This is a genomic window from Enterococcus sp. E5-162, from assembly GCF_035725965.1.
Classification (GTDB): domain Bacteria; phylum Bacillota; class Bacilli; order Lactobacillales; family Enterococcaceae; genus Enterococcus_B; species Enterococcus_B lactis.
In genome coordinates this window covers 100637-120055 of record NZ_JAPRFV010000003.1, presented here as the reverse complement: position 1 = coordinate 120055, position 19419 = coordinate 100637, and the positions used below count along the sequence as shown (strand labels likewise).

Annotated in this window: 18 protein-coding genes; 1 reads left to right on the top strand and 17 read right to left on the bottom strand. The window is 38.5% G+C overall.

Features of this window, described 5'->3' with window-relative positions; all coding sequences use genetic code 11:
* Window position 1: 1 nt before the first annotated feature.
* The 17 genes from ileS to OZZ83_RS04090 all read right to left on the bottom strand — a co-directional run bounded on the left by ileS (window position 2) and on the right by OZZ83_RS04090 (window position 18250).
* Window positions 2–2800 (bottom strand): isoleucine--tRNA ligase, encoded by a 2799-nt coding sequence (ileS, locus tag OZZ83_RS04170; protein WP_278023464.1) that lies wholly within the window; start codon window positions 2798–2800, stop codon window positions 2–4.
* Between the two features lie 264 nt (window positions 2801–3064).
* Window positions 3065–3772 (bottom strand): DivIVA domain-containing protein, encoded by a 708-nt coding sequence (locus OZZ83_RS04165; protein WP_002291846.1) that lies wholly within the window; start codon window positions 3770–3772, stop codon window positions 3065–3067.
* 20 nt (window positions 3773–3792) lie between these two features.
* Window positions 3793–4575, bottom strand: a complete 783-nt coding sequence (locus OZZ83_RS04160; protein ID WP_002310283.1) for a YlmH family RNA-binding protein — start codon at window positions 4573–4575, stop codon at window positions 3793–3795.
* A 48-nt stretch (window positions 4576–4623) separates the two neighbouring features.
* The gene (locus OZZ83_RS04155) at window positions 4624–4902 is read right to left on the bottom strand and encodes a YggT family protein (protein ID WP_033627191.1); all 279 of its coding nucleotides are present in this window, start codon (window positions 4900–4902) and stop codon (window positions 4624–4626) included.
* Window positions 4903–4925: 23 nt separating this feature from the next.
* Complete coding sequence (locus tag OZZ83_RS04150; protein ID WP_325066012.1) at window positions 4926–5525, bottom strand: cell division protein SepF; 600 nt, start codon at window positions 5523–5525, stop codon at window positions 4926–4928.
* Window positions 5526–5538: 13 nt separating this feature from the next.
* The gene (locus tag OZZ83_RS04145) at window positions 5539–6216 is read right to left on the bottom strand and encodes a YggS family pyridoxal phosphate-dependent enzyme (protein WP_002310280.1); all 678 of its coding nucleotides are present in this window, start codon (window positions 6214–6216) and stop codon (window positions 5539–5541) included.
* A 16-nt stretch (window positions 6217–6232) separates the two neighbouring features.
* Entirely contained in the window at window positions 6233–7474 is a 1242-nt protein-coding gene (ftsZ, locus tag OZZ83_RS04140) for a cell division protein FtsZ (RefSeq protein ID WP_002291854.1), read from the bottom strand.
* 22 nt (window positions 7475–7496) lie between these two features.
* The gene (gene ftsA, locus OZZ83_RS04135; RefSeq protein WP_002291855.1) at window positions 7497–8822 is read right to left on the bottom strand and encodes a cell division protein FtsA; all 1326 of its coding nucleotides are present in this window, start codon (window positions 8820–8822) and stop codon (window positions 7497–7499) included.
* Window positions 8823–8977: 155 nt separating this feature from the next.
* The gene (locus OZZ83_RS04130; protein WP_002316940.1) at window positions 8978–10210 is read right to left on the bottom strand and encodes a cell division protein FtsQ/DivIB; all 1233 of its coding nucleotides are present in this window, start codon (window positions 10208–10210) and stop codon (window positions 8978–8980) included.
* 14 nt (window positions 10211–10224) lie between these two features.
* A complete protein-coding gene (gene murG / locus OZZ83_RS04125; protein ID WP_002310278.1) occupies window positions 10225–11313 on the bottom strand; it encodes an undecaprenyldiphospho-muramoylpentapeptide beta-N-acetylglucosaminyltransferase in 1089 nt (362 codons plus the stop codon).
* A 25-nt stretch (window positions 11314–11338) separates the two neighbouring features.
* Complete coding sequence (gene murD / locus OZZ83_RS04120; protein WP_002314216.1) at window positions 11339–12700, bottom strand: UDP-N-acetylmuramoyl-L-alanine--D-glutamate ligase; 1362 nt, start codon at window positions 12698–12700, stop codon at window positions 11339–11341.
* 13 nt (window positions 12701–12713) lie between these two features.
* Window positions 12714–13676 carry a phospho-N-acetylmuramoyl-pentapeptide-transferase gene (gene mraY / locus OZZ83_RS04115; RefSeq protein WP_002291862.1) on the bottom strand — a complete coding sequence of 321 codons (963 nt, stop codon included), beginning with the start codon at window positions 13674–13676 and terminating at the stop codon, window positions 12714–12716.
* A gap of 25 nt (window positions 13677–13701) precedes the next feature.
* Window positions 13702–15894, bottom strand: coding sequence for a penicillin-binding transpeptidase domain-containing protein (locus OZZ83_RS04110; protein WP_002310275.1), 2193 nt, complete (start codon window positions 15892–15894; stop codon window positions 13702–13704).
* Window positions 15895–16296 carry a cell division protein FtsL gene (gene ftsL / locus OZZ83_RS04105; protein ID WP_278023462.1) on the bottom strand — a complete coding sequence of 134 codons (402 nt, stop codon included), beginning with the start codon at window positions 16294–16296 and terminating at the stop codon, window positions 15895–15897.
* Between the two features lie 4 nt (window positions 16297–16300).
* Window positions 16301–17260 (bottom strand): 16S rRNA (cytosine(1402)-N(4))-methyltransferase RsmH, encoded by a 960-nt coding sequence (rsmH, locus tag OZZ83_RS04100; protein WP_002314217.1) that lies wholly within the window; start codon window positions 17258–17260, stop codon window positions 16301–16303.
* Between the two features lie 20 nt (window positions 17261–17280).
* Window positions 17281–17712 (bottom strand): division/cell wall cluster transcriptional repressor MraZ, encoded by a 432-nt coding sequence (gene mraZ, locus OZZ83_RS04095; protein WP_002291870.1) that lies wholly within the window; start codon window positions 17710–17712, stop codon window positions 17281–17283.
* 169 nt (window positions 17713–17881) lie between these two features.
* The gene (locus OZZ83_RS04090; RefSeq protein WP_002310272.1) at window positions 17882–18250 is read right to left on the bottom strand and encodes a DUF3397 domain-containing protein; all 369 of its coding nucleotides are present in this window, start codon (window positions 18248–18250) and stop codon (window positions 17882–17884) included.
* 170 nt (window positions 18251–18420) lie between these two features.
* Here OZZ83_RS04090 and OZZ83_RS04085 point away from each other — a divergent pair, with 170 nt between their 5' ends.
* Window positions 18421–19377 (top strand): magnesium transporter CorA family protein, encoded by a 957-nt coding sequence (locus OZZ83_RS04085; protein WP_002310271.1) that lies wholly within the window; start codon window positions 18421–18423, stop codon window positions 19375–19377.
* Window positions 19378–19419: the final 42 nt, after the last annotated feature.

Sequence of the window (19419 nt, the reverse complement as noted above, 5' to 3'; positions counted from 1 at the left end):
TTTACTTTTCTTCGAATCCTTCAGCTACAGCTTCAGGATAGAATGCTTCAACGATTTTTGCACAACGTCCGCATAGATGAGGAAGTTTTTCATCTACTCCTACATCTTTACGAACTTGACGACAGCGATCGCACGTTTCTCCGTCTGCTTTTTCCACTGTAATAGCAACATCATCAAATACCACAGCATTATCTGGCACTTGCACATCTGCTTCCATTACTTCAAAGTAGTCTGGGGAAACGATCAGCAATTGTGCAATATCTGCATCCAAAGCTTTTAACATTTCACGAACTTGTTGTTTTGGATAAACAGTTAGTTTTGCTTCCAATGATTTACCAATCAATTTGCTATTTCTTGCTTCTTCCAATGCTTTTAAGACCTTGTCACGGAAATCCATGAAAGCAGCCCAAGTGTCCATCAATTCCTCTTGGTTCGCAAACTCTTCATAGCCAGGAAACTCACTTAACTGAACGTATGCTTCTTCTTCTTTTAGGAATGACCAGATTTCTTCCGCCGTATGTGGAATGATAGGCGTCAATAGTTTCGTCAAAGCTACAGCTGTTTGATAGAAAACAGTTTGCATGCAACGACGTTGATAATCATCTTCTGCTTCGATATAAACCACATCTTTAGCAAAATCCAGGTAGAAGGACGATAGATCAACAGTCAAGAAGTTCATAACTGTACGGTAAATATGCATGAAATTATATTTGTCATATCCTTCTTCTCTGATTTCTTTGATTACTTGGTTCAATCGTACGGTCATGTATTTGTCTACAGAGCGTAAATCATTGTACGAAACAGTATCTTTTTTAGGATCGAAATCTTCTGTATTCGCTAATAAGAAACGCATCGTATTTCTGATCTTACGATATACCTCTGCCACTTGACTTAAGATATCCATCGATACACGAACATCTGCTTCATAATCGACACTAGATACCCACAAGCGAAGGATATCTGCACCAAATTGTTTGATCACTTTTTCTGGTGCAATGATATTTCCTAAAGATTTACTCATCTTACGGCCTTCACCATCTAAAGCAAATCCTTGCGAAATAACTGATTTATATGGTGCTACGCCATTGATAGCCACACTTGTCGTGATACTTGAGTTGAACCAACCACGATATTGGTCTGATCCTTCTAAGTACATATCTGCTGGGAATGATAATTCTGGTCGTTGACGTAAAACAGCTTCATGAGAAGAACCAGAATCAAACCAGACATCCATGATATCTTTTTCTTTTGTAAATTCGCCATTAGGAGAACCTGGGTGAGTAAATCCTTCAGGAAGAAGTTCTTTTGCTTCTTTTTCAAACCAGATGATTGATCCATGTTCAGCGAATAATTTTGCTACATGTTCGATTGTTTCTGGCGTGATGATTGCTTCACCATTTTCAGCATAGAAAATTGGAAGCGGCACTCCCCATGCACGTTGACGAGAAATGACCCAGTCGCCGCGATCACGGATCATATTATATAAACGTGTTTTTCCCCATGGGATAACCCAATCTACTTTTTCTACTTCATCCAAAATATTCTGACGGAATTTATTGATAGATGCAAACCATTGCGGTGTTGCACGATAAATCACAGGTTTTTTCGTCCGCCAATCGTGAGGATAACTATGGGTAAAGAAATCTAGTTTCAGCAAAGCTCCTTTTTCCTTTAATAAATCAGTAATCATTGGATTTGCTTTATCATAAAAGATTCCTTCAAATCCAGGAGCTTCTTCTGTAAACAACCCTTTTGAGTCTACAGGTGACACTACAGATAGTTTATATTTGCTACCGGCGATATAGTCATCTTCCCCGTGTCCTGGAGCAGTATGGACTAATCCAGTACCAGCGTCTAAAGTAACATGGTCACCTAAAATTACGAGCGATTCACGGTCATAGAATGGATGACTTGCAGTCATATATTCCATTTCTTGGCCAGCAAATTCTTTTAGAACCGTTACATTTTCCCAACCGATTTCTGTTTGAACTGTTTCTAGCAAATCTTTTGCTACAACAAACTTACGGCCATCAGCTTCGACCAGTACATACGTAAATTTGGGATTTACAGCAATACCTTGGTTTGCTGGCAATGTCCATGGTGTTGTCGTCCAAATGACGAAAGCTGTATCTTCATCAAGGATGCCTTTGCCGTCTTTGACATTGAAAGCTACAAAAATAGATGGAGATTTTACATCTTTATATTCAATTTCAGCTTCCGCTAAAGAAGACTCACTTGACGGAGACCAGTAAATGGGTTTCAATCCTTTGTAAATATAGCCTTTTTCAGCCATTTTACCAAATACGCGTACTTGTGCAGCTTCATACGAAGGGTCTAATGTGACATAGGGATGTTCCCAATCTCCTGCAACCCCTAGGCGTTTGAAATCTTCTCGTTGTTTATCTACTTGGGAAAGTGCATATTCACGACATTTTTTCAAATATTCTGCCATGGACATTTCTTTACGTTTCACGCCTTTATTAGCCAATACTTGTTCGATTGGCAATCCATGTGTATCCCAGCCTGGAACATATGGTGCGCGATAGCCAGACATTGATTTTGAACGAATGATAATGTCTTTACTGATTTTATTCAATGAGTGCCCTAAATGGATATTCCCATTGGCATAAGGAGGTCCATCATGAAGAACAAAGCTAGGTTTTCCTTCGTTCAATTTTTGTCTTTTTTGGTAGATTTGATTTTCTTCCCATTCTTTTTGCCATTCGCCTTCTCGGTTTGGCAAATTACCACGCATAGGGAATTTTGTTTTTCCTAATTGCAAGGTTTCTTTCATTTTCATTCAACCATTCACTCCTTCGTTTATTTTCCGGACACAAAAAGGCATGTTCAGCCGCAAGGGACGAACATGCCGTGGTACCACCCAAATTTAGTTGCATCTATCTATCTAATGCAAACTCTCTGTGACCAATAACGAGGTCAGCCGCTGCTTCTTACTCTAGTTTCAGAAAAGCAGTCTCAAGTAGAGGATCTTTCACGATGCAGTGTCTTACCGATCTTCCACTCTCATCGGCTCGCTTTAAGAATAACAAAGTGCTTTTCTGTTCTACTCGTTTTCATGTTCACCAGGTACGATTGAGATATCGATAGCCTGTGTATCAAATGCCGTCATAGGCGCTTCTATGACTCCTGTGTCTGAGTTTACATCAGTATCATTTTCGTTGTCAAGCTGTTTTGCTAAAACTTCTTTGATCACTTCATGGCTGTCAGTCACATAGCTAGAGAATGGTTGTAAAATTTCGTCCCATTCTGGACTTTTCACTTGTTCCAATTGAGATTCAAGCATCAAGCTGATACGTTGATGGAATACTCGTGTCTTTTTCTTAAGATCTTCTGTTTCTGTCGCAAGCTGTCTTGCTTTTTCTGTTGCATCTGTCAAGATCTTTCTTGCTTTTTCTTCTGCATCAGTTGTTAATTGGTGTGCACGTTTTTCAGCATTCGCAACTAACTCATCTGCTTTGTTTTGTGCAGAAGTAACGATCACTTCAGATTCTTTGCTTGCACTTGTTTTTACTTTATCCGCTGTGTCTTGAGCTACGATGATCGATTGGTTCAATGCATCTTTCAATTCATTGAAATACTCAAGTTTTTCTTCTGAATGTTTGACTGCTTTTTCTAATTCACGATTTCTTTGAGTCAATTCTTCGTAGTCACGAACAACTAAATCTAAGAAATCATCTACTTCGTCTTGATTATATCCCCGCATTTTTGTTGGGAATGTCTTATTTTGGATATCTAATGGAGTTAAAGCCATGAGTAAACCACCTTTTTATTTTATTTACGTAATACACCAAACAACACCCTGTACTTTTCTTTTTTCGTCTTTCCCTCAAGTTCTTGGATCTGGACTCTGCCGTAACCCCTGACTGAAATAATATCTAATAGTTCAAGTACAAAATCAGGTCTTGTATTTTCTGTCCAATTCACTTTTACTTTACCAGCTTCAATCAGCTGCTTGGACCGCTGTCTGGAAATATTATAAATCTCAGAGATCACACTGTCCAGTCGCATAGAACTAACTGTTCCTCTTTCTTGTGTCCAACTGTCTTTCGGCAAAATCATTTCTGTGTATTTGATTGGTTCCAAGCGTACAGCAACTTTTCCAATCTTTGTTACTTGTGCAGCAACAAAATGATCCACCTCATTTGCAATAAATACTTGCCAGCGATCGCCATCTGAGATGATATCGCCAAAGTAAGAACGTTTGATACCTGTTCCCACTAAAGTCCCGAGGATTTTCCCATGACTTAGACTGGCAAATTTGCTAGGATAATGGATTTCATACAATGCTGTTTCAAAATCTTCCTCTACAGGTTCGTAATAATCGGGGAAAATCAAACATCTTTTTCTTTCTGCCTGTTCATATCCACCATAAAACATGAAACGCAAATCACTGCTTTGCCGAATCAGTGTTTCTAAAATATAGGATTGTCTGGGGTCAAGAAATTCAGTCAGATATGGCGCATATTGTCCTTGAACTTGTTCAATCCAATCACCTACTGAGTCGATAAATGTACGTTCATCTGCCCGAAAGTGCTGGTATACATTTCCATCCAAAATTTTCCCCTCCTATCTATTCTGAGAATAAAGATTTTGTTGCTTGAATCAATAAACTAAATGGATAGTTATCCATATAACGATCTGTGCTAATCCTTGTACGGCTAAGTTCAAGATTAGAATGGCCCCTAAAATCGTGAAATCCAAAGGACCGATCCTTAAAGGCAGACGATCGAATAAACTGATATACGGTTCACAGATCTTAGCTAAAAACCGTCCTAATCCTGATTGATAACCGCCTGGAAACCAAGAGAGCAAAGCATATACCATCAAGATAATGCTATAGAAATAGGCTGCCCGTTCAATTAAATGAAGTAATAGCGCAATAATATAAATCGTAGTTCCTCCTCTTACAGATCAAACAAATTCGCATCTGCAAAAGATTGAGCGGTTGAACTGTCAATCTCCATCCCTGTCGGTGTACAAAGAAAAATCTCATCTCCAACGCGTTTGATATCTCCATCTAATGCATAAACTGTTCCTGTTAGAAAATCAACGATTCTTCTCGCTTGCTTTTCTTCCACTAAATGAAAATTCACTAAGGTTGCTTCACCAGCGATGATTCGTTTAGCAATCGCCATCGCTTCAGAATAAGCTCTTGGTTCCATCACAGTGATTTTCCCTGCAAGGTTTGCTTTAGGTTGTGTAGACGTTCTTGAAGCTGTTCTTTCTTTCGCTACAGTTTTTGTAGGTGATTGATGTAGTTCAATTACTTTTTTCTTTTCAGCCGGCTGAATACTTTCATGCGTTACAAGACGTGAAGTCGCCGTTTTTTGTTTCTCATGAGTATTCGCAGCAGATACAGAATGAGTTGGTTGATTCTGTGTTGTATTTTTTTTAGTTGGCTGTACAGCCTTTTTTGTTGTTTCAGGATAATCTTGGTATTCGTACTCTTCCTCATCAGCTAATCCGAAAAAATTAGCAATTGCTCCTCTGTTTAAAAGCGGCATTTTTGTTCCTCCTTTATTCGTCTTTGAATAGCGCTGTTCCTACACGGATAAATGTTGCACCTTCTTCAATCGCAATTTGAAAATCCTGACTCATCCCCATGCTTAATTCATTACATGGTGCATGGGCGTAACCTTTTGCTTGAACAAGATCACGCAATTCTTTCAGCGTACCAAACACTTTATGGATTTGCTCATCAGAAGCTTCTTTAGGCGCCATAGTCATTAACCCAACAACCTTGATTTTTGTGCAGGCAGCTAAAGATTCCACAAACGGTAAAAGCTCATCTGGTGAAATTCCATGTTTTGATTCCTCACCAGAAACATTTACTTCAATAAAACAGGATAATTCTTTTTCTAACCGCTTCTGGATTTCTTCTGCTAATCTTAAACTGTCCAACGCATGAAAGTAATCAATTTCATTTACAATCAATTTTACCTTTCTGCGCTGTAAATTACCAATTAAATGCCACTTTATTTCGGGAAAATCAAATAAATCTTGTTTCTTTTGTAATAGTTTATCTACTCGGTTTTCTGCACAATTCATAACGCCAGCTCTGACCAATTCTTCAGCTTGAGCTGATTCAACAGATTTTGTTACAGCTACTAATGTAACTTCTTTCGGATCACGATGAACAAGAGCACACGAATCCTGAATTTCTTGCTTGATTTTCTGCAAGTTGTCAGCAATCATGTGCTCTTCCTCTCCTTTATTTTTTACGACGGAAAAACGGTGGCGTATTTAATTCATCATCGCCATGAGATTTTGTTTCTTCGCGGTTGAATGTATCAAATTCTTTTTTTTCGATATTGTCAAAATTGGAATCATCAACTCTAGGACGAACATTTTGTTCACGTCTGATATCCCAATCGCCAAAACTGTTTTCTTCTTCTGCAGAAGTTGGTTTAGCTTGATCCATATCTAATACAGTCTTTTGAGCAGGTGATTGCATTTGTGCTTGTCTAGCTGGACGGCTAGACTTGCGCTCCTTTTTTGATTCATCGATACCTGTTGCGATGACCGTCACGCGGATTTCATCGCCCATTTCTTCATTGATAGATGTACCTAGAATAATATTTACATCGCCAGTTGCTGCATTTGCTACGATATCTGAAGCATCTTGTGCTTCAAACAATGTCATATCCAAACCGCCTGTGATGTTAAGAAGTACTTGTTCCGCTCCATCAATAGATGTTTCAAGCAATGGAGAGGAGATTGCTTTTTTCGTTGCTTCTACTACGCGATCTTCTCCACTAGCTACACCGATTCCCATCAATGCTGTACCTTGGTTTTCCATCACTGTTTTCACGTCAGCAAAGTCAAGGTTAACGTAACCTGGTGCCGTAATCAAGTCAGAGATACCTTGTACACCTTGACGTAAAACGTTATCTGCTTCACGGAAAGCTTCAAGCATTGGTGTCTTTTTATCTACAACTTCTAGTAAACGGTTATTTGAGATAATCAATAATGTATCCACATTTTCTTTCAAACGAGCGATACCTTCTGCAGCAAAACGACCACGTTTAGGTCCTTCAAAAGTGAATGGACGTGTAACGACACCAACGGTCAATGCGCCCAGTTCTCTAGCAATCCCTGCAACGATTGGCGCAGCACCTGTACCAGTTCCTCCACCCATTCCTGCAGTGATGAAAATCATATCTGCACCGTCTAAAGCTTCGCGTAAGGATTGTTCACTTTCTTCTGCCGCTTTTTGTCCAACTTCTGGTTGAGAACCAGCACCTAAACCACGAGTATATTTTGGTCCTAATTGGATAACTGTTTCAGCTTTTGAATTTTTTAATGCTTGCACGTCTGTGTTGGCCGTAATGAATTCAACACCTTTGACGTTTTCTTCAATCATTCGGTTCACAGCATTTCCACCGCCACCGCCGACTCCGATGACTTTGATTACTGCGCCGTCATTGATATTATTATCAATTGAGAATTCCATATCTTATTCCTCCCAGGATGAATTAATCAAAAATATTTGTAAAGAAACCCTTGATTTTATTTTTTACATTTTCTCCGGATTCTTTTGGTTCCGGCTCATCGTAGACTGTTTCTTCAGGTGCTTCATAGCTTTCATATGTGTTTGTTGTTTCTTGTTCAACTACCATTTGACGAGCTGCTGAGGTTTCACCTGTAACAGCAATTTTTGCCAATTGATACACTTCGCTCAAGTTTGCTGAATAATCAACGATACTTATTACATTTGTAAATACCGGGTTTCTCAGTCCCATGTGATTTGGAACATACAGTTTCACATTTACGCCGAAGATTTCTTGCGCCAAGTCCACAACACCTGGAAGACTAGCAGCTCCGCCTGTCAATACGACGCCACCTGGCAACTCTAATGCTTCGATTTGGTCCAATGCATCTTTTGCTTTGTTGAAAATCTGTTCCATACGAGCTGAAATAATTTCTGACAAATAGCGTTCATCGACTTTCACTGGTTCTGACTGGCCAATTACATCTACTGGAAACTCTTCATCTGGTGATGTCCGTTCTGGATATGCATCCCCGTAATTTATTTTCAACGCTTCTGCATTGTTAAAAGACGTATTTAATACAATAGAGATATCTTTAGTGACAAATTCGCCACCTTCTTGGTCGAGACTGGTAAACTTCAATTGCTTATCATGCATAACAGCTGTTGTCGTTTGGCCACCACCCATATCAATAACAATCGTACCAAAATCTTTTTCTCCGTCAGAAAGAATTGATTCTGTCAGCGCTAAAGGAGTAATCACCATTTCATTGACGATTAATCCGGCATTTTCCACGCATTTACGTATGTTATGGATGATCGTTTTTGGTCCGGTAAACAACAGACCGTACATTTCTAATCTTACGCCGATCATTCCACGCGGGTCTTTGATCCCCTCGAATCCATCGACAGTAAAATCTTGTGGCAAAATTGACACGATTTGACGTTCAGGAGGTATTGAACGAACAAGGGCAGCAGAAGCCACATTTCTGACATCTTCATCGGTGATTTCCTTTGAATCTCCGTTAACTGCAATCATTCCCTGGCAATTTTCTACTTCAAGCATGTTTGCTGGCAAACCGACACTTACGCCTTTGATCTGGATACCTGCTTTTTCTTCTGCTTGTCGTACTGCTCGTTGTATCGCTTGGACCGTTTTATCGATATCAACGATAATGCCTCGGTTAATCCCTTCTGATTTTGCGTTTCCTACTCCAATAATATTCATTTGGCTGTCGATATATTCAGCCACGACAACTTTAACAGATGTCGTTCCAATATCAAGGCCTACATACATTCCTGTTTTTGCCATGAATGGGATTCCCTCCTACTTACTATTCCATATACAAGCGAACAACTAGCGTCCGTTTTAAAATATACTTATTAATAGATATATTCACTGCTTTCAATTCTACCATAAATTACTGGTTTTTAGAAAGTACATTCTTACTTTTTAAAGTTGTTTTATCAATTTTCATTTAAACTTGACGGAGTTGTACTTGGATTGTCTTCTATTTGACTTGTTTCACTTGAATTATTTGAATCAGATGAGCCGTTTGTATCAGACGATTCAGGAGTATCTGCTGCTTGCGTTTCTGACTCTTCACTTGACCCATTTATTTGATCCGCGTTTTCTTCACTTCCAGTTGTTTCTTCCGTTTGGTCCGATTCTGCCGTTTCTTGAGTACTGCTGTAAGGATATGAGTAGATGCCAACTTCCATGTCGATTACACCTTTTTCATCCATGTCTTTGGCTACTTGCGAATAATATTTCATTTGGTTCGCAAGATTATTGATATTTACAATGACTTGATTGCCATCATTCATGTTCAATTGGATCAGGTTTTTATTACTTGCTCTTGGTGTATACTTGATTTCAGAGATTGCTTTTTGCAATTCTGATGATAACTGATTGTATTGCTTTGTTAATTCTTTGATTTTTGCTGAATCTTTGAACTCTTCCAAGATAGGGAGATTTTTTGTAGGATTTGCTACTTTTTCATCTAATACTGTTCCATTTTCAATTACTGGATAGTATTGATTATCTTTTGCAATCAAAGCGATTTCTTTATATTCTGTCACATCCAAATCGAACTCATTTATCCCTTTGAAGTGTATAGTTGCTTTTTCGATTCTCGGCTGTGCTTTTTTTAGCCGTTCGATATAAGTGGATCGATCGAAATACTGCCCCCAGACATTTTCTCCCAATGACAATTTGGTATCAGAGATGATTTCCTGACTGTTGACTACCTTATTACCTGACACTGCAACTGCTTGTAGCTTGCTATAAGGAGAAACATAATAGATCAAAAAAATCAGCGGTATGCCCAATACAGTAATAATCAATGCTAACCGACGAAACAGTACTTTATGCCTTTGACTTTTTAAATTGGGGAGACGATTCAAAAAAGAACCGTTATACGGGCCACCGTTTTTCTTTTGCTTGATCTCTTCAAAAAATTCGATTTTTTTCTCGGACTGGCTTTCTGACTGGCTTATTTCTTGCTGTTCCTCTTGAACCGTTCTTTCTTCTTCAGAATCTGAAAGGGGTGTATCTAATGGTGTGTCTTCTTTTTTTGGCTCTTGGTTTTTCATCCCTTGTTCTGCCAGATATTTTCGGTTAGCCTTTTGCCAAGGAGTCAAATTGTTTTCATCAGAAGACGGATGAGACAATTTTTTAGGTTCTTTTTTCTTACTCACTAAGACCACCGCCTTTATTTTTTGATTATTTGATTCACTACGTCATAAAGACGTTTTGAAGCATCAGGGATGCCTTGTTCTTTAGAAGCTCGGCACATTTGCTTTTGCAATTCTTCATCATCCATGATTTCGTTAATTGTCTGACTTAGTGATTCACCCGTTAGCTCATTATCCGCAATCATTTTTGCTGCTCCTGCATGAACAAGACTCATTGCATTTTTAGTCTGATGATCATTCGTAACATATGGACTAGGAACCAGCACTGCCGGAAGCCCCAAAGCTGTAAATTCTGCGATCGAAGTTGCACCAGCACGTCCCACTAGCAGATCGCTCGAAGCCATGACTTCTGCCATATTTTTGATGTAAGGTTGGACACTAATGTTTTGTATTTCAGGATTTATTTTATTTAGGATTTCTTCATAATATCTTTCTCCTGAAGCATACAAGACTTGATAAGAGGAAGGAATATATTCACTTAAAAAAACCGATACCGCTTGATTGATTTTAAGTGCTCCTTGACTGCCGCCAAAAATCAAGACTGTTTTCTTTTCTGGATCCAACCCAAATGTTTTCAAAATATCTGATTTTTTAGTATCTGCTACTTCTTGTGCTCGAGGATTACCTACAAGGACTGATTTGTTTTCAGGAAAAAAAGGAGCCGCATCTTTGAATGAAAGAGCGATCCGATCCACATATCGGCTTAAAAATTTATTGGTAACACCTGGTACACTGTTTTGTTCATGGATAATAGTTGGAATTCCCATTTTTGATGCAGCATACACTACCGCTCCGGATACATATCCTCCAGTACCGATAACGATATCTGGTTGAAAATCACTGAGGATTTTTTTTGCTTGACGGATACTCTTAAGAAACAATCGGATTGTCTTGATATTATGCATGGAAATTTTTCGTTTAAAGCCTTGAATCTCCAAAGTATGGAAAGGCATTCCTGTATCAGGGACAATTTTATTTTCCAGACCACGTTTTGCCCCCACATACATGAATTCCGCATTCGGTACTTGTGTCTTCACATAATTGACAAAGGCAAGAGCTGGATAAATATGTCCTCCCGTTCCTCCGCCTGTAACCAAAATTTTCATTTTTTATCGCTCGCTTCTACTTTTTCTATTTTAATTGATTCACAGCTTCCATGAATCGGTTTCCTCTAGTTTCAAAATTAGGGTATTGATCCCAGCTGGCATTCGCTGGTGATAATAAAATCACATCACCATCTGTACTGTTTTCTAATGCTAAAGGAACTGCTTGTTCTACAGAATCGGCTGTTACTATCGTCTCGATGCCTGCTTTTTTTCCAGCATCGATCAATTTTTCTTTTGTTTGACCAAATACAATCATTGCTTTGATTCCTTTTAGTGAAGGAACCAATTCATCAAATGTATTTCCTCTATCTAATCCGCCTGCCAATAACACGACCTTAGCCGTTTCAAATCCGCTTAGAGCCATTTTAGTCGCTAAAATATTGGTTGCTTTTGAATCATTATAAAATTTTCTGCCTTGAATTTCTCCTACATATTGCGTACGATGCGGCACGCCATGGAATAAATGCAACGTTTGTCGTATAGCTTCATTTGATACACCATACAATTTTGCTACAGTAATAGCAGCTAGCGCATTTTCTACATTATGCGTACCTGGTACGCCAAGTTCAGAAATTTCCATTATTTTTTCTTTTTTATAATAAATTGCGTGATCGTCAGCATACACACCATCTTCCAACACTTCTTTTGTCGAAAAAGGCAGGACGCGTGCTTTTGTTCTTTGCGCTAATTCTTGTAGTTCTGACTGATTCCAGTTAAGAACCAGATAATCTTCAGCTGTCATATTTTTTTGAAGGTTCCATTTAGCTTTGACGTATTCTTTTCTTGTCCCATGATAATCAATATGTGCTTCATAAATATTGGTGATCACCGCTATATGAGGATGGAAATCTGTGATTCCCATGAGTTGAAAACTAGATAACTCCATCACGATTTTATCTTCTGGTTTCGCTTCTTGCGCGACACCACTTGCTGGATACCCAATATTTCCTGCTAAACGTGCAACTCCTTTGTCTACGCCTGCATTCAGTAGTAGTCCAGTCATTGTTGTTGTCGTGGTTTTTCCATTCGTTCCTGTAATCCCAATAATTGGGCATTCCGCTACTTCGTAAGCTAGCTCCACTTCCGTAATTACCGGAATACCCATTTCTTGGGCTTTTGCTACTAAAGGATGGCTGTAGGGAATCCCAGGATTTTTGACCATCAACGAAAATTCTTCATCTAGTAATTCGATTGGATGACTGCCTGTTATTACTTTTATCCCTAAAGAAAGCAATTCTTGTGCTTCCGGATTTTCATCAAAAGGTTTTCCGTCATTAACGGTGACAAGTGCGCCCAATTCATGTAATAATTTGGCCGCACTTACTCCGCTTTTTGCGAGTCCTAAGACAAGCACTTTTTTATTTTCATATGTTGATATTTTTTTCATTTCCTGTCATCTCCTACCAAACGATCCATAATGTGATCAATGAAGTCACAATGCTGATCAACCAAAAAACTGTATCAATCTTCCACTCCGACCATCCGCACATTTCAAAATGATGGTGGATTGGAGACATTTTAAAAATTCGTTTTCCCGTAAGTTTAAAGGATGTAACTTGAAGCATCACACTTGCAGTTTCCATAACATAAATCAAGCCAATCAAAAGCAATGTCCACTCTTGGTTCAGCATCATAGAAATTGCCGCTAAAAGTCCGCCCAAAGCTAATGAACCAACATCTCCCATAAAAATCTTGGCAGGTTTCCGGTTATAGACGAAGAATCCAAGTAAGCCACCTAAGACACTGAGACAAATGATTAATACATCATACTGATGCTGATGCCAAGCAATCAGACCGTAAGCTGCAAAAGAGATGCTGCCTAAGCCAGCAACTAATCCATCGATACCATCCGTCAGATTGACCGCATTTGAAAATCCAACAAGCCAGAAGATAGCGAAAACCCCATAAATGATTCCTAAAGGCAGATCCAACCCAAAGAAATTCAATACACCTGGATAGCCTTCAGAACGGTAAACAAGATAAAAGATGATTCCCCCTAGAACCTGTCCAATCAGTTTCTGTTTCGAGTTCAGCCCCATGTTTCTTTTCTTGAAGATCTTTATAAAATCATCAAGAAAACCAATTACTCCATATAATGCTAATACAAAAAGCAAGATGAAAAGAGTAGGAGTCAGCTGTTTTTGCCAAGCTCCAACCCAAATCCCTGTCAAAATAGAGCCGATCAGAAACACTAAGCCGCCCATTGTAGGAGTTCCGGCTTTGATATTGTGCCACTTTGGTCCCTCCTCGCGAATCGCCTGACCTTGCTTTTTCATTTGAAAGTAACCAATAAATAGCGGCATTGCGGCAATCGTCATTGCACAACTGCTGACAATGGGAATCAATGCTTGTGTCCATTCCATGCTCTTTTCTCTCCTATTTCTCTTCTTATTCTTCTAAAGTAAAATTAAGTTTTTCTTTTGTGATTTTTTCATATGGAGCAAGTTCTTGTTTGACACAATAACCATCCCCATCAAAACTAACTTCGATACCAAGGATTTTCCCTAGCTTCATGATATCTGCTTTTGACCATCCAGTTACATCAGGCATCAGCTTGTCGCCGCCAGTATATAGAATCAGTTTTTCTCCAGAGATCAACTGATCACCGTTGGCAGTAGATTGTTTTTGTACTTTTTTCCCGTTACCGATAACGACAGGTTGCAGTCCGCTTTTTTGAGCATCCGCTGCTGCAACATCTGCTTCTAGATTACGATAATCGGCTACGGATACTTTTTCTGTTTTGGTTTCTGTATCCGTATCTTCTTCAGTTTCTTTAAAATCCATTGCCCGTTTCATCAATGGATTTGCGATTTTAGCCAAAGCCATTCGATCATATGTCTTAGGGTGTTTCATTGTTAGATACAAGACATAGTCTGGATCTTCAGAAGGAACCATCTCCACAATCGAATACAGGTAGGCTGTATCTCCTGTTTGGTATCCCCCTGTATCAGAAGCGATTTGGGCTGTTCCGGTTTTTGCCGATACATTGTATCCAGGTACACTATATACGCCATAAGCACTACCGTAGTTTTCGCTTTCGACAACATCTCTCATATATTCACGGACTTTTTCTGTTGTTTCTTTTGAAAAAGGTTGTCCTAGAACTTCTGTTTGAGTTGTTCGCTCTTCTCCAGTTTGAGGATCCACTACTTTGCTGATATATCGAGGTTGAATCATTGTACCGTTATTCGCAATAGAAGTGAAAGCTTTCATCATTTGGAAATTCGTCACACCTACCGCTTGTCCATAAGCACTCATTGCTCGGTCGACAATATTTGATGTAGGCAAAGCACCATTTACTTCGTCATCTAATCCAGAATGGGTACTTTGTCCAAATCCTAGTTTTTGTAAATAATTGTACCATCGTCCGCCTAATCGCTGTTCCAGTATGACCATCCCGACGTTACTTGACCATGAAAGAGCTTGTCGCATGGTCAGCACACCTTTTTCACCAAAGTCATGGTCATTGATCGTCGCGTCTTCTACTTGGATTTTTCCAGATTGGAAGGTTTCATTCTCGTTGAATTCTCCTTCTTCGATAGCGGCTGCAGTAGTGAAAACCTTCATGGTTGATCCTGGCTCATAACTATCTTGTACCAAGAAATTACGCCAGATAGCATCTTCTCCAGTCAAACCTTCCATTGTTTCGGGATTGAAAGTAGGACGCTGCCCCATCGCCAAAATCTCTCCAGTTTTTGCTTTCATCAAGACTGCTGTCAATTCTTCCGGTTGATATTCTTCATTTACTTGATCCATCAGTGTTTCCAAATAACTTTGTAGTCTACTGTCCAAAGTCGTGTAGATATCTTGTCCATCAACAGCTTTTTCTTCTTCTGCTACTGTACCTGGCAGAGGATTTTGAAAATTATCTTTTTGATAAATAATCTTACCATCTTTACCGCTCAAAATATCATTGTAAGCAGACTCCAAACCTAGTTTACCAACTAAGCCATTCTCATCTTTGTCTGGAACTGCATATCCGATAAAATGAGAAGAAAAGACGCCATTTGGATACATCCGAGCCTGATGGTCGACAAAGTAAAGACCAGCGACACCTTCTTTTTTCATATCTGCTTCGATGTTTTGCTTGGTTTCTTGGGAGATATTTTTCCCATAGCTACCAAATTCAACTTGATACAGCTCTTTTTTTGCGCCGTCTTCTAAAATATTCAGTGCATCTTTTTTGTCTATAGAAAGATTCTTATGCAGGATTTCTGCTATTTTATCAAAATTCTTTTCTTCGACATACAATTTTTTATCCCCAGAAGTATATGTTTTTGAGAGTATCGCTTTAATTGAATAAGAGGAGGCATCTTCTGCGAGCGCCACACCGTTACGATCATAAATCGTTCCTCTTTTTGCTTTTACTACTTCACTTCCTTGGTACAACTGTTTTGTTTTTTCAGCTAATGAGGTACCAGCAACATGACCTCCAATAACGATATACGAGAAACGGACGGCAAATAAAAAGAACAATCCAATACTCGTAGCAAATAAAATGATACCTACTTTTTTGCGATTGTTCATCGGATTTAGATTTTTCTTTTCCATAAACCGCCGAATTTTATTTTTAAGACTCATTTACTTCACTTTCCTTAAATTGTCGTCATTAATAGACAATCCTTTTTCTTCTGCGATTTGTTTAATCCGTTCAGTACGAGAAAGTTCATTTTTTTCTTGTTCTAAACTCGTTTTTTCTTGCTTTTTATCATTGATTTCTGTTTGTATTGATGTGATTTCTTTTTCAGCTCCGCTGATATTTGTACGCAACATGACTGTTAAAACACATAAAGCAACAATAGCAATCGCCACGCTTGCCACAGCAATTTTTTCCAAAGCAGAAATCTGCTTCAATCGTTTTGCTGGTGATTGTGGAGGAATGATTTCTTGATTCGAAGAAGAATCTGGCATTTGTTGTTCTGGCTGATCCACCAATTCAGGTAAATCATATTCGTACTCTTGCATTTTCTTTAATTCTGCCATCATTCTACTCCTCTTTCATTCTTATTTTTTCTGCAATACGTAACTTTGCACTGCGTGATCGATTGTTTTCTGCTAACTCTTCCTCTGAAGGAAGGATTGGTTTACGAGTAATAACTTTCAGTTCCGGTTGAAATTCGTCAGGTATGACAGGAAGTCCCGGTGGTAAATCTTGTACCGTACTATATTCTTTAAACATACTTTTGACAATTCTGTCTTCTAATGAGTGGAATGTGATCACACTGATTCTTCCATTGACTTTCAATAACCGGATTGCCTGTTCTAAAGAGGTCTCTTCGGCACCAAGTTCGTCATTTACTGCAATCCGCACAGCTTGAAAAATTCTTTTTGCAGGATGCCCGCCTTTTCTTCTTGCGGGAGCTGGGATGACTTGTTTAATGATTTCGACAAGCTCACCAGTTGTTTGGATTGGTTTTGTTTTTCGTACTCGTTCGATTTCACGAGCAATTTGTTTGGAAAATTTCTCCTCGCCATAGCGGAAGAAAATCTTTACTAATTCATGGTAGGAATATTCATTAATTACGTGATAAGCGGTTAAAGGAGCTGACTGATCCATACGCATATCCAAGGGTGCATCTTGATGATAACTAAATCCACGTTCTGCTTCATCTAGTTGAGGAGAGGAAACCCCTAAGTCATACAAAATACCATCTACCTTATCTACATACTCACTCAAGCGTTCTTCTAATTCTCTGAAATTCGCTTTGATAAATGTGACCATCCCTTGTTCGACATAAGAAGCTAAACGCAGCTTGGCGTGATCGATTGCTTTTTGATCTTGGTCAAACGCATACAGGTGCCCTTTAGAACTTAGTTGGCTCAATAAATATTCACTATGTCCGGCACCGCCGAGTGTACAGTCTACATAAACGCCATCCGATTTGATGTTCAATCCATCTACCGTTTCTTTCAACATGACTGTATAGTGTTGAAATGTTTCAGTCATTAGTCAGCCTCTTCCTATTCTTATAGTCCGAAATCAATCATATTTTCAGCAATTTCGTCAAAATTCTCTTCTGCTTCTGCAGAAAAATCTTCCCATCGTGTCTCATCCCAAATTTCAATTCGGTTAGATACGCCGATGATTACGCACCCTTTTGTCAAAGCTGCATAATTTCTTAACGTGCTTGGTATATTGATCCGTCCTTGTTTATCAAGTTCGCATTCAGTGGCAGCCGAATAGAAGAATCGCACAAATGTACGTGCGTCTTTTTTAGCCAACGGCATTTCGTTCAGCTTAGCTTCCAGATTTTCCCATTCGCTCATCGGATAGCCGAAAAGACAACCATCCAATCCGCGTGTCAGAACAAACTTTTCGCCAAGTTCTTCACGAAGTTTTGAGGGAACGATTAAACGTCCTTTTGCATCAATATTATGTTGGAATTCACCCATCAACATTGAAAGCCCCCCATTCCTCCACTAACTAAAATTAGTCTACCACAATCCCCCACTTTCTACCACCTTTTCTAGGAAATCCGGGAACAACTTTTTTTATTCATAAACATTTTTTTAAGAATCAAGCTGCAAAAAGCCTTTTAAAAGACTTTTTGCAGCTTTTCTGCTTTTTTCATAGGTAAGAAAGTATATTCACAATGATCAAGACCGCGTACAAGACGATTGTCAGCAGAAAAACCAAACGCCAAGTCATCTTGAAATAACGCGAATAAATGATTTCTTCATAATAATATGCTTGAAAAATAGCAATACAGATGCCCAGTAGTAAAACAGAAATAAAGAAAAACGGCAGGATAGAAATTGTCGCTGTGTTTCTAGACAACGCATGCATACCGCCCCACAAAAAAGGAATCGCCAAATCAGGGGCTTTTATTTTAAAACGACGATTTAACGAAAATAATTTTACAAGAAATTGGCAACCAAACAAAACGATTACCGGGTAAATATACCAAAACAAGATAAGTGGTGTGAATGTGCCCATGAACGTAAACTCCTTTTTTATCGTTGCTTCAAGTATACTGTATATACTTTACACAACTGTTTCATTTTATTTAAATTTATGCAGTTATATTCTATATCTTACAAACACATTCCATGTATTCCAATTCCCTATCCGTTATAATAAAAGAAACAGGCAACAGGAGGAAAATCATGATCAAATATTTTACATTAGATAATGAAAAACTGCGTAATACCGGAAAGGAAACTGATCAAACAATCTGGTATTGTGTAGAACGTCCCAATCAAGAAGAGATTCATCAGCTGACACATCAATTTGAAATTCCGTCAGATTACATCACTTCCATATTGGACGATGCAGAAAATTCCCGTACAGAAGAATTCAATCAATCAAAGTTGACAAAACCAGCGTTATTATTGTTACAATATCCGTTTGCTAAAACAAGTCCTAGCGGTTATTTTCAAGTGGATACATACCCGCTCTCTATCATTTTGACGCCCAAAAAGAAGCTTATCACAATTACGAATCATGAACCACTATTTTTAAAGAAAGTCTTTAGTCAAACCTTTCCAAAAAGCGATGTTTCACCCAATCTCAATATCTTCTTTCAATTCATCTGGCAGGTTACCCTGTCTTATAACAGTTATTTAGCTACGCTTCAATCTCAATGCGATACTTTGGAAGCCAAACTTCAAGTATCAACTGAAAACAAACAACTTTATCAAATCATGGATATCCAAAAAAGCCTTGTTTATTTCAGAGAAGCGACTTCTGCTAATTTAGATGCATTGAAAGAATTAGCGCAAAATAAACTTTTCCAAGAAAATCATGCGTTGAAAAACCATCTACGTGATGTATTGATAGAAACAGAGCAAGCAATGACTACTTCTCGCATTCAGTTAAAACTAGTAGAACAAATGAATCAGACTTTTTCAGCAATTGTATCGAATAATTTGAATAATATTATGAAAATTTTAACTTCTTTAACGATTATATTAACTATACCAACAATCATCGGAAGTATCTATGGGATGAACATCAAGCTACCCATTGCTGAAAGAGATGATGCGTTTATCTGGCTAGTTCTATTAACATTATTTATTTGTATCGTAACTACCTATTATTTAAAAAAAGGGAAGTTTTTATAAAAAAGACCTCTTGTAGAAAAGACAAAAAGATTGTACACTTGG

Excerpts from the sequence above, each read along its gene's own strand:
- OZZ83_RS04090 (WP_002310272.1), bottom strand. The coding sequence starts at position 18,250 with ATGGGCACATTCACACCACTTATCTTGTTTTGGTATATTTACCCGGTA.
- OZZ83_RS04110 (WP_002310275.1), bottom strand. The coding sequence starts at position 15,894 with ATGAGTCTTAAAAATAAAATTCGGCGGTTTATGGAAAAGAAAAATCTA.
- mraZ (WP_002291870.1), bottom strand. The coding sequence starts at position 17,712 with ATGTTGATGGGTGAATTCCAACATAATATTGATGCAAAAGGACGTTTA.
- OZZ83_RS04145 (WP_002310280.1), bottom strand. The coding sequence starts at position 6,216 with ATGATTGCTGACAACTTGCAGAAAATCAAGCAAGAAATTCAGGATTCG.
- rsmH (WP_002314217.1), bottom strand. The coding sequence starts at position 17,260 with ATGACTGAAACATTTCAACACTATACAGTCATGTTGAAAGAAACGGTA.
- OZZ83_RS04165 (WP_002291846.1), bottom strand. The coding sequence starts at position 3,772 with ATGGCTTTAACTCCATTAGATATCCAAAATAAGACATTCCCAACAAAA.
- OZZ83_RS04150 (WP_325066012.1), bottom strand. The coding sequence starts at position 5,525 with ATGCCGCTTTTAAACAGAGGAGCAATTGCTAATTTTTTCGGATTAGCT.
- murG (WP_002310278.1), bottom strand. The coding sequence starts at position 11,313 with ATGAAAATTTTGGTTACAGGCGGAGGAACGGGAGGACATATTTATCCA.
- OZZ83_RS04085 (WP_002310271.1), top strand. The coding sequence starts at position 18,421 with ATGATCAAATATTTTACATTAGATAATGAAAAACTGCGTAATACCGGA.
- ftsZ (WP_002291854.1), bottom strand. The coding sequence starts at position 7,474 with ATGGAATTCTCAATTGATAATAATATCAATGACGGCGCAGTAATCAAA.
- mraY (WP_002291862.1), bottom strand. The coding sequence starts at position 13,676 with ATGGAATGGACACAAGCATTGATTCCCATTGTCAGCAGTTGTGCAATG.
- ileS (WP_278023464.1), bottom strand. The coding sequence starts at position 2,800 with ATGAAAATGAAAGAAACCTTGCAATTAGGAAAAACAAAATTCCCTATG.
- ftsA (WP_002291855.1), bottom strand. The coding sequence starts at position 8,822 with ATGGCAAAAACAGGAATGTATGTAGGCCTTGATATTGGAACGACATCT.
- murD (WP_002314216.1), bottom strand. The coding sequence starts at position 12,700 with ATGAAAAAAATATCAACATATGAAAATAAAAAAGTGCTTGTCTTAGGA.
- ftsL (WP_278023462.1), bottom strand. The coding sequence starts at position 16,296 with ATGGCAGAATTAAAGAAAATGCAAGAGTACGAATATGATTTACCTGAA.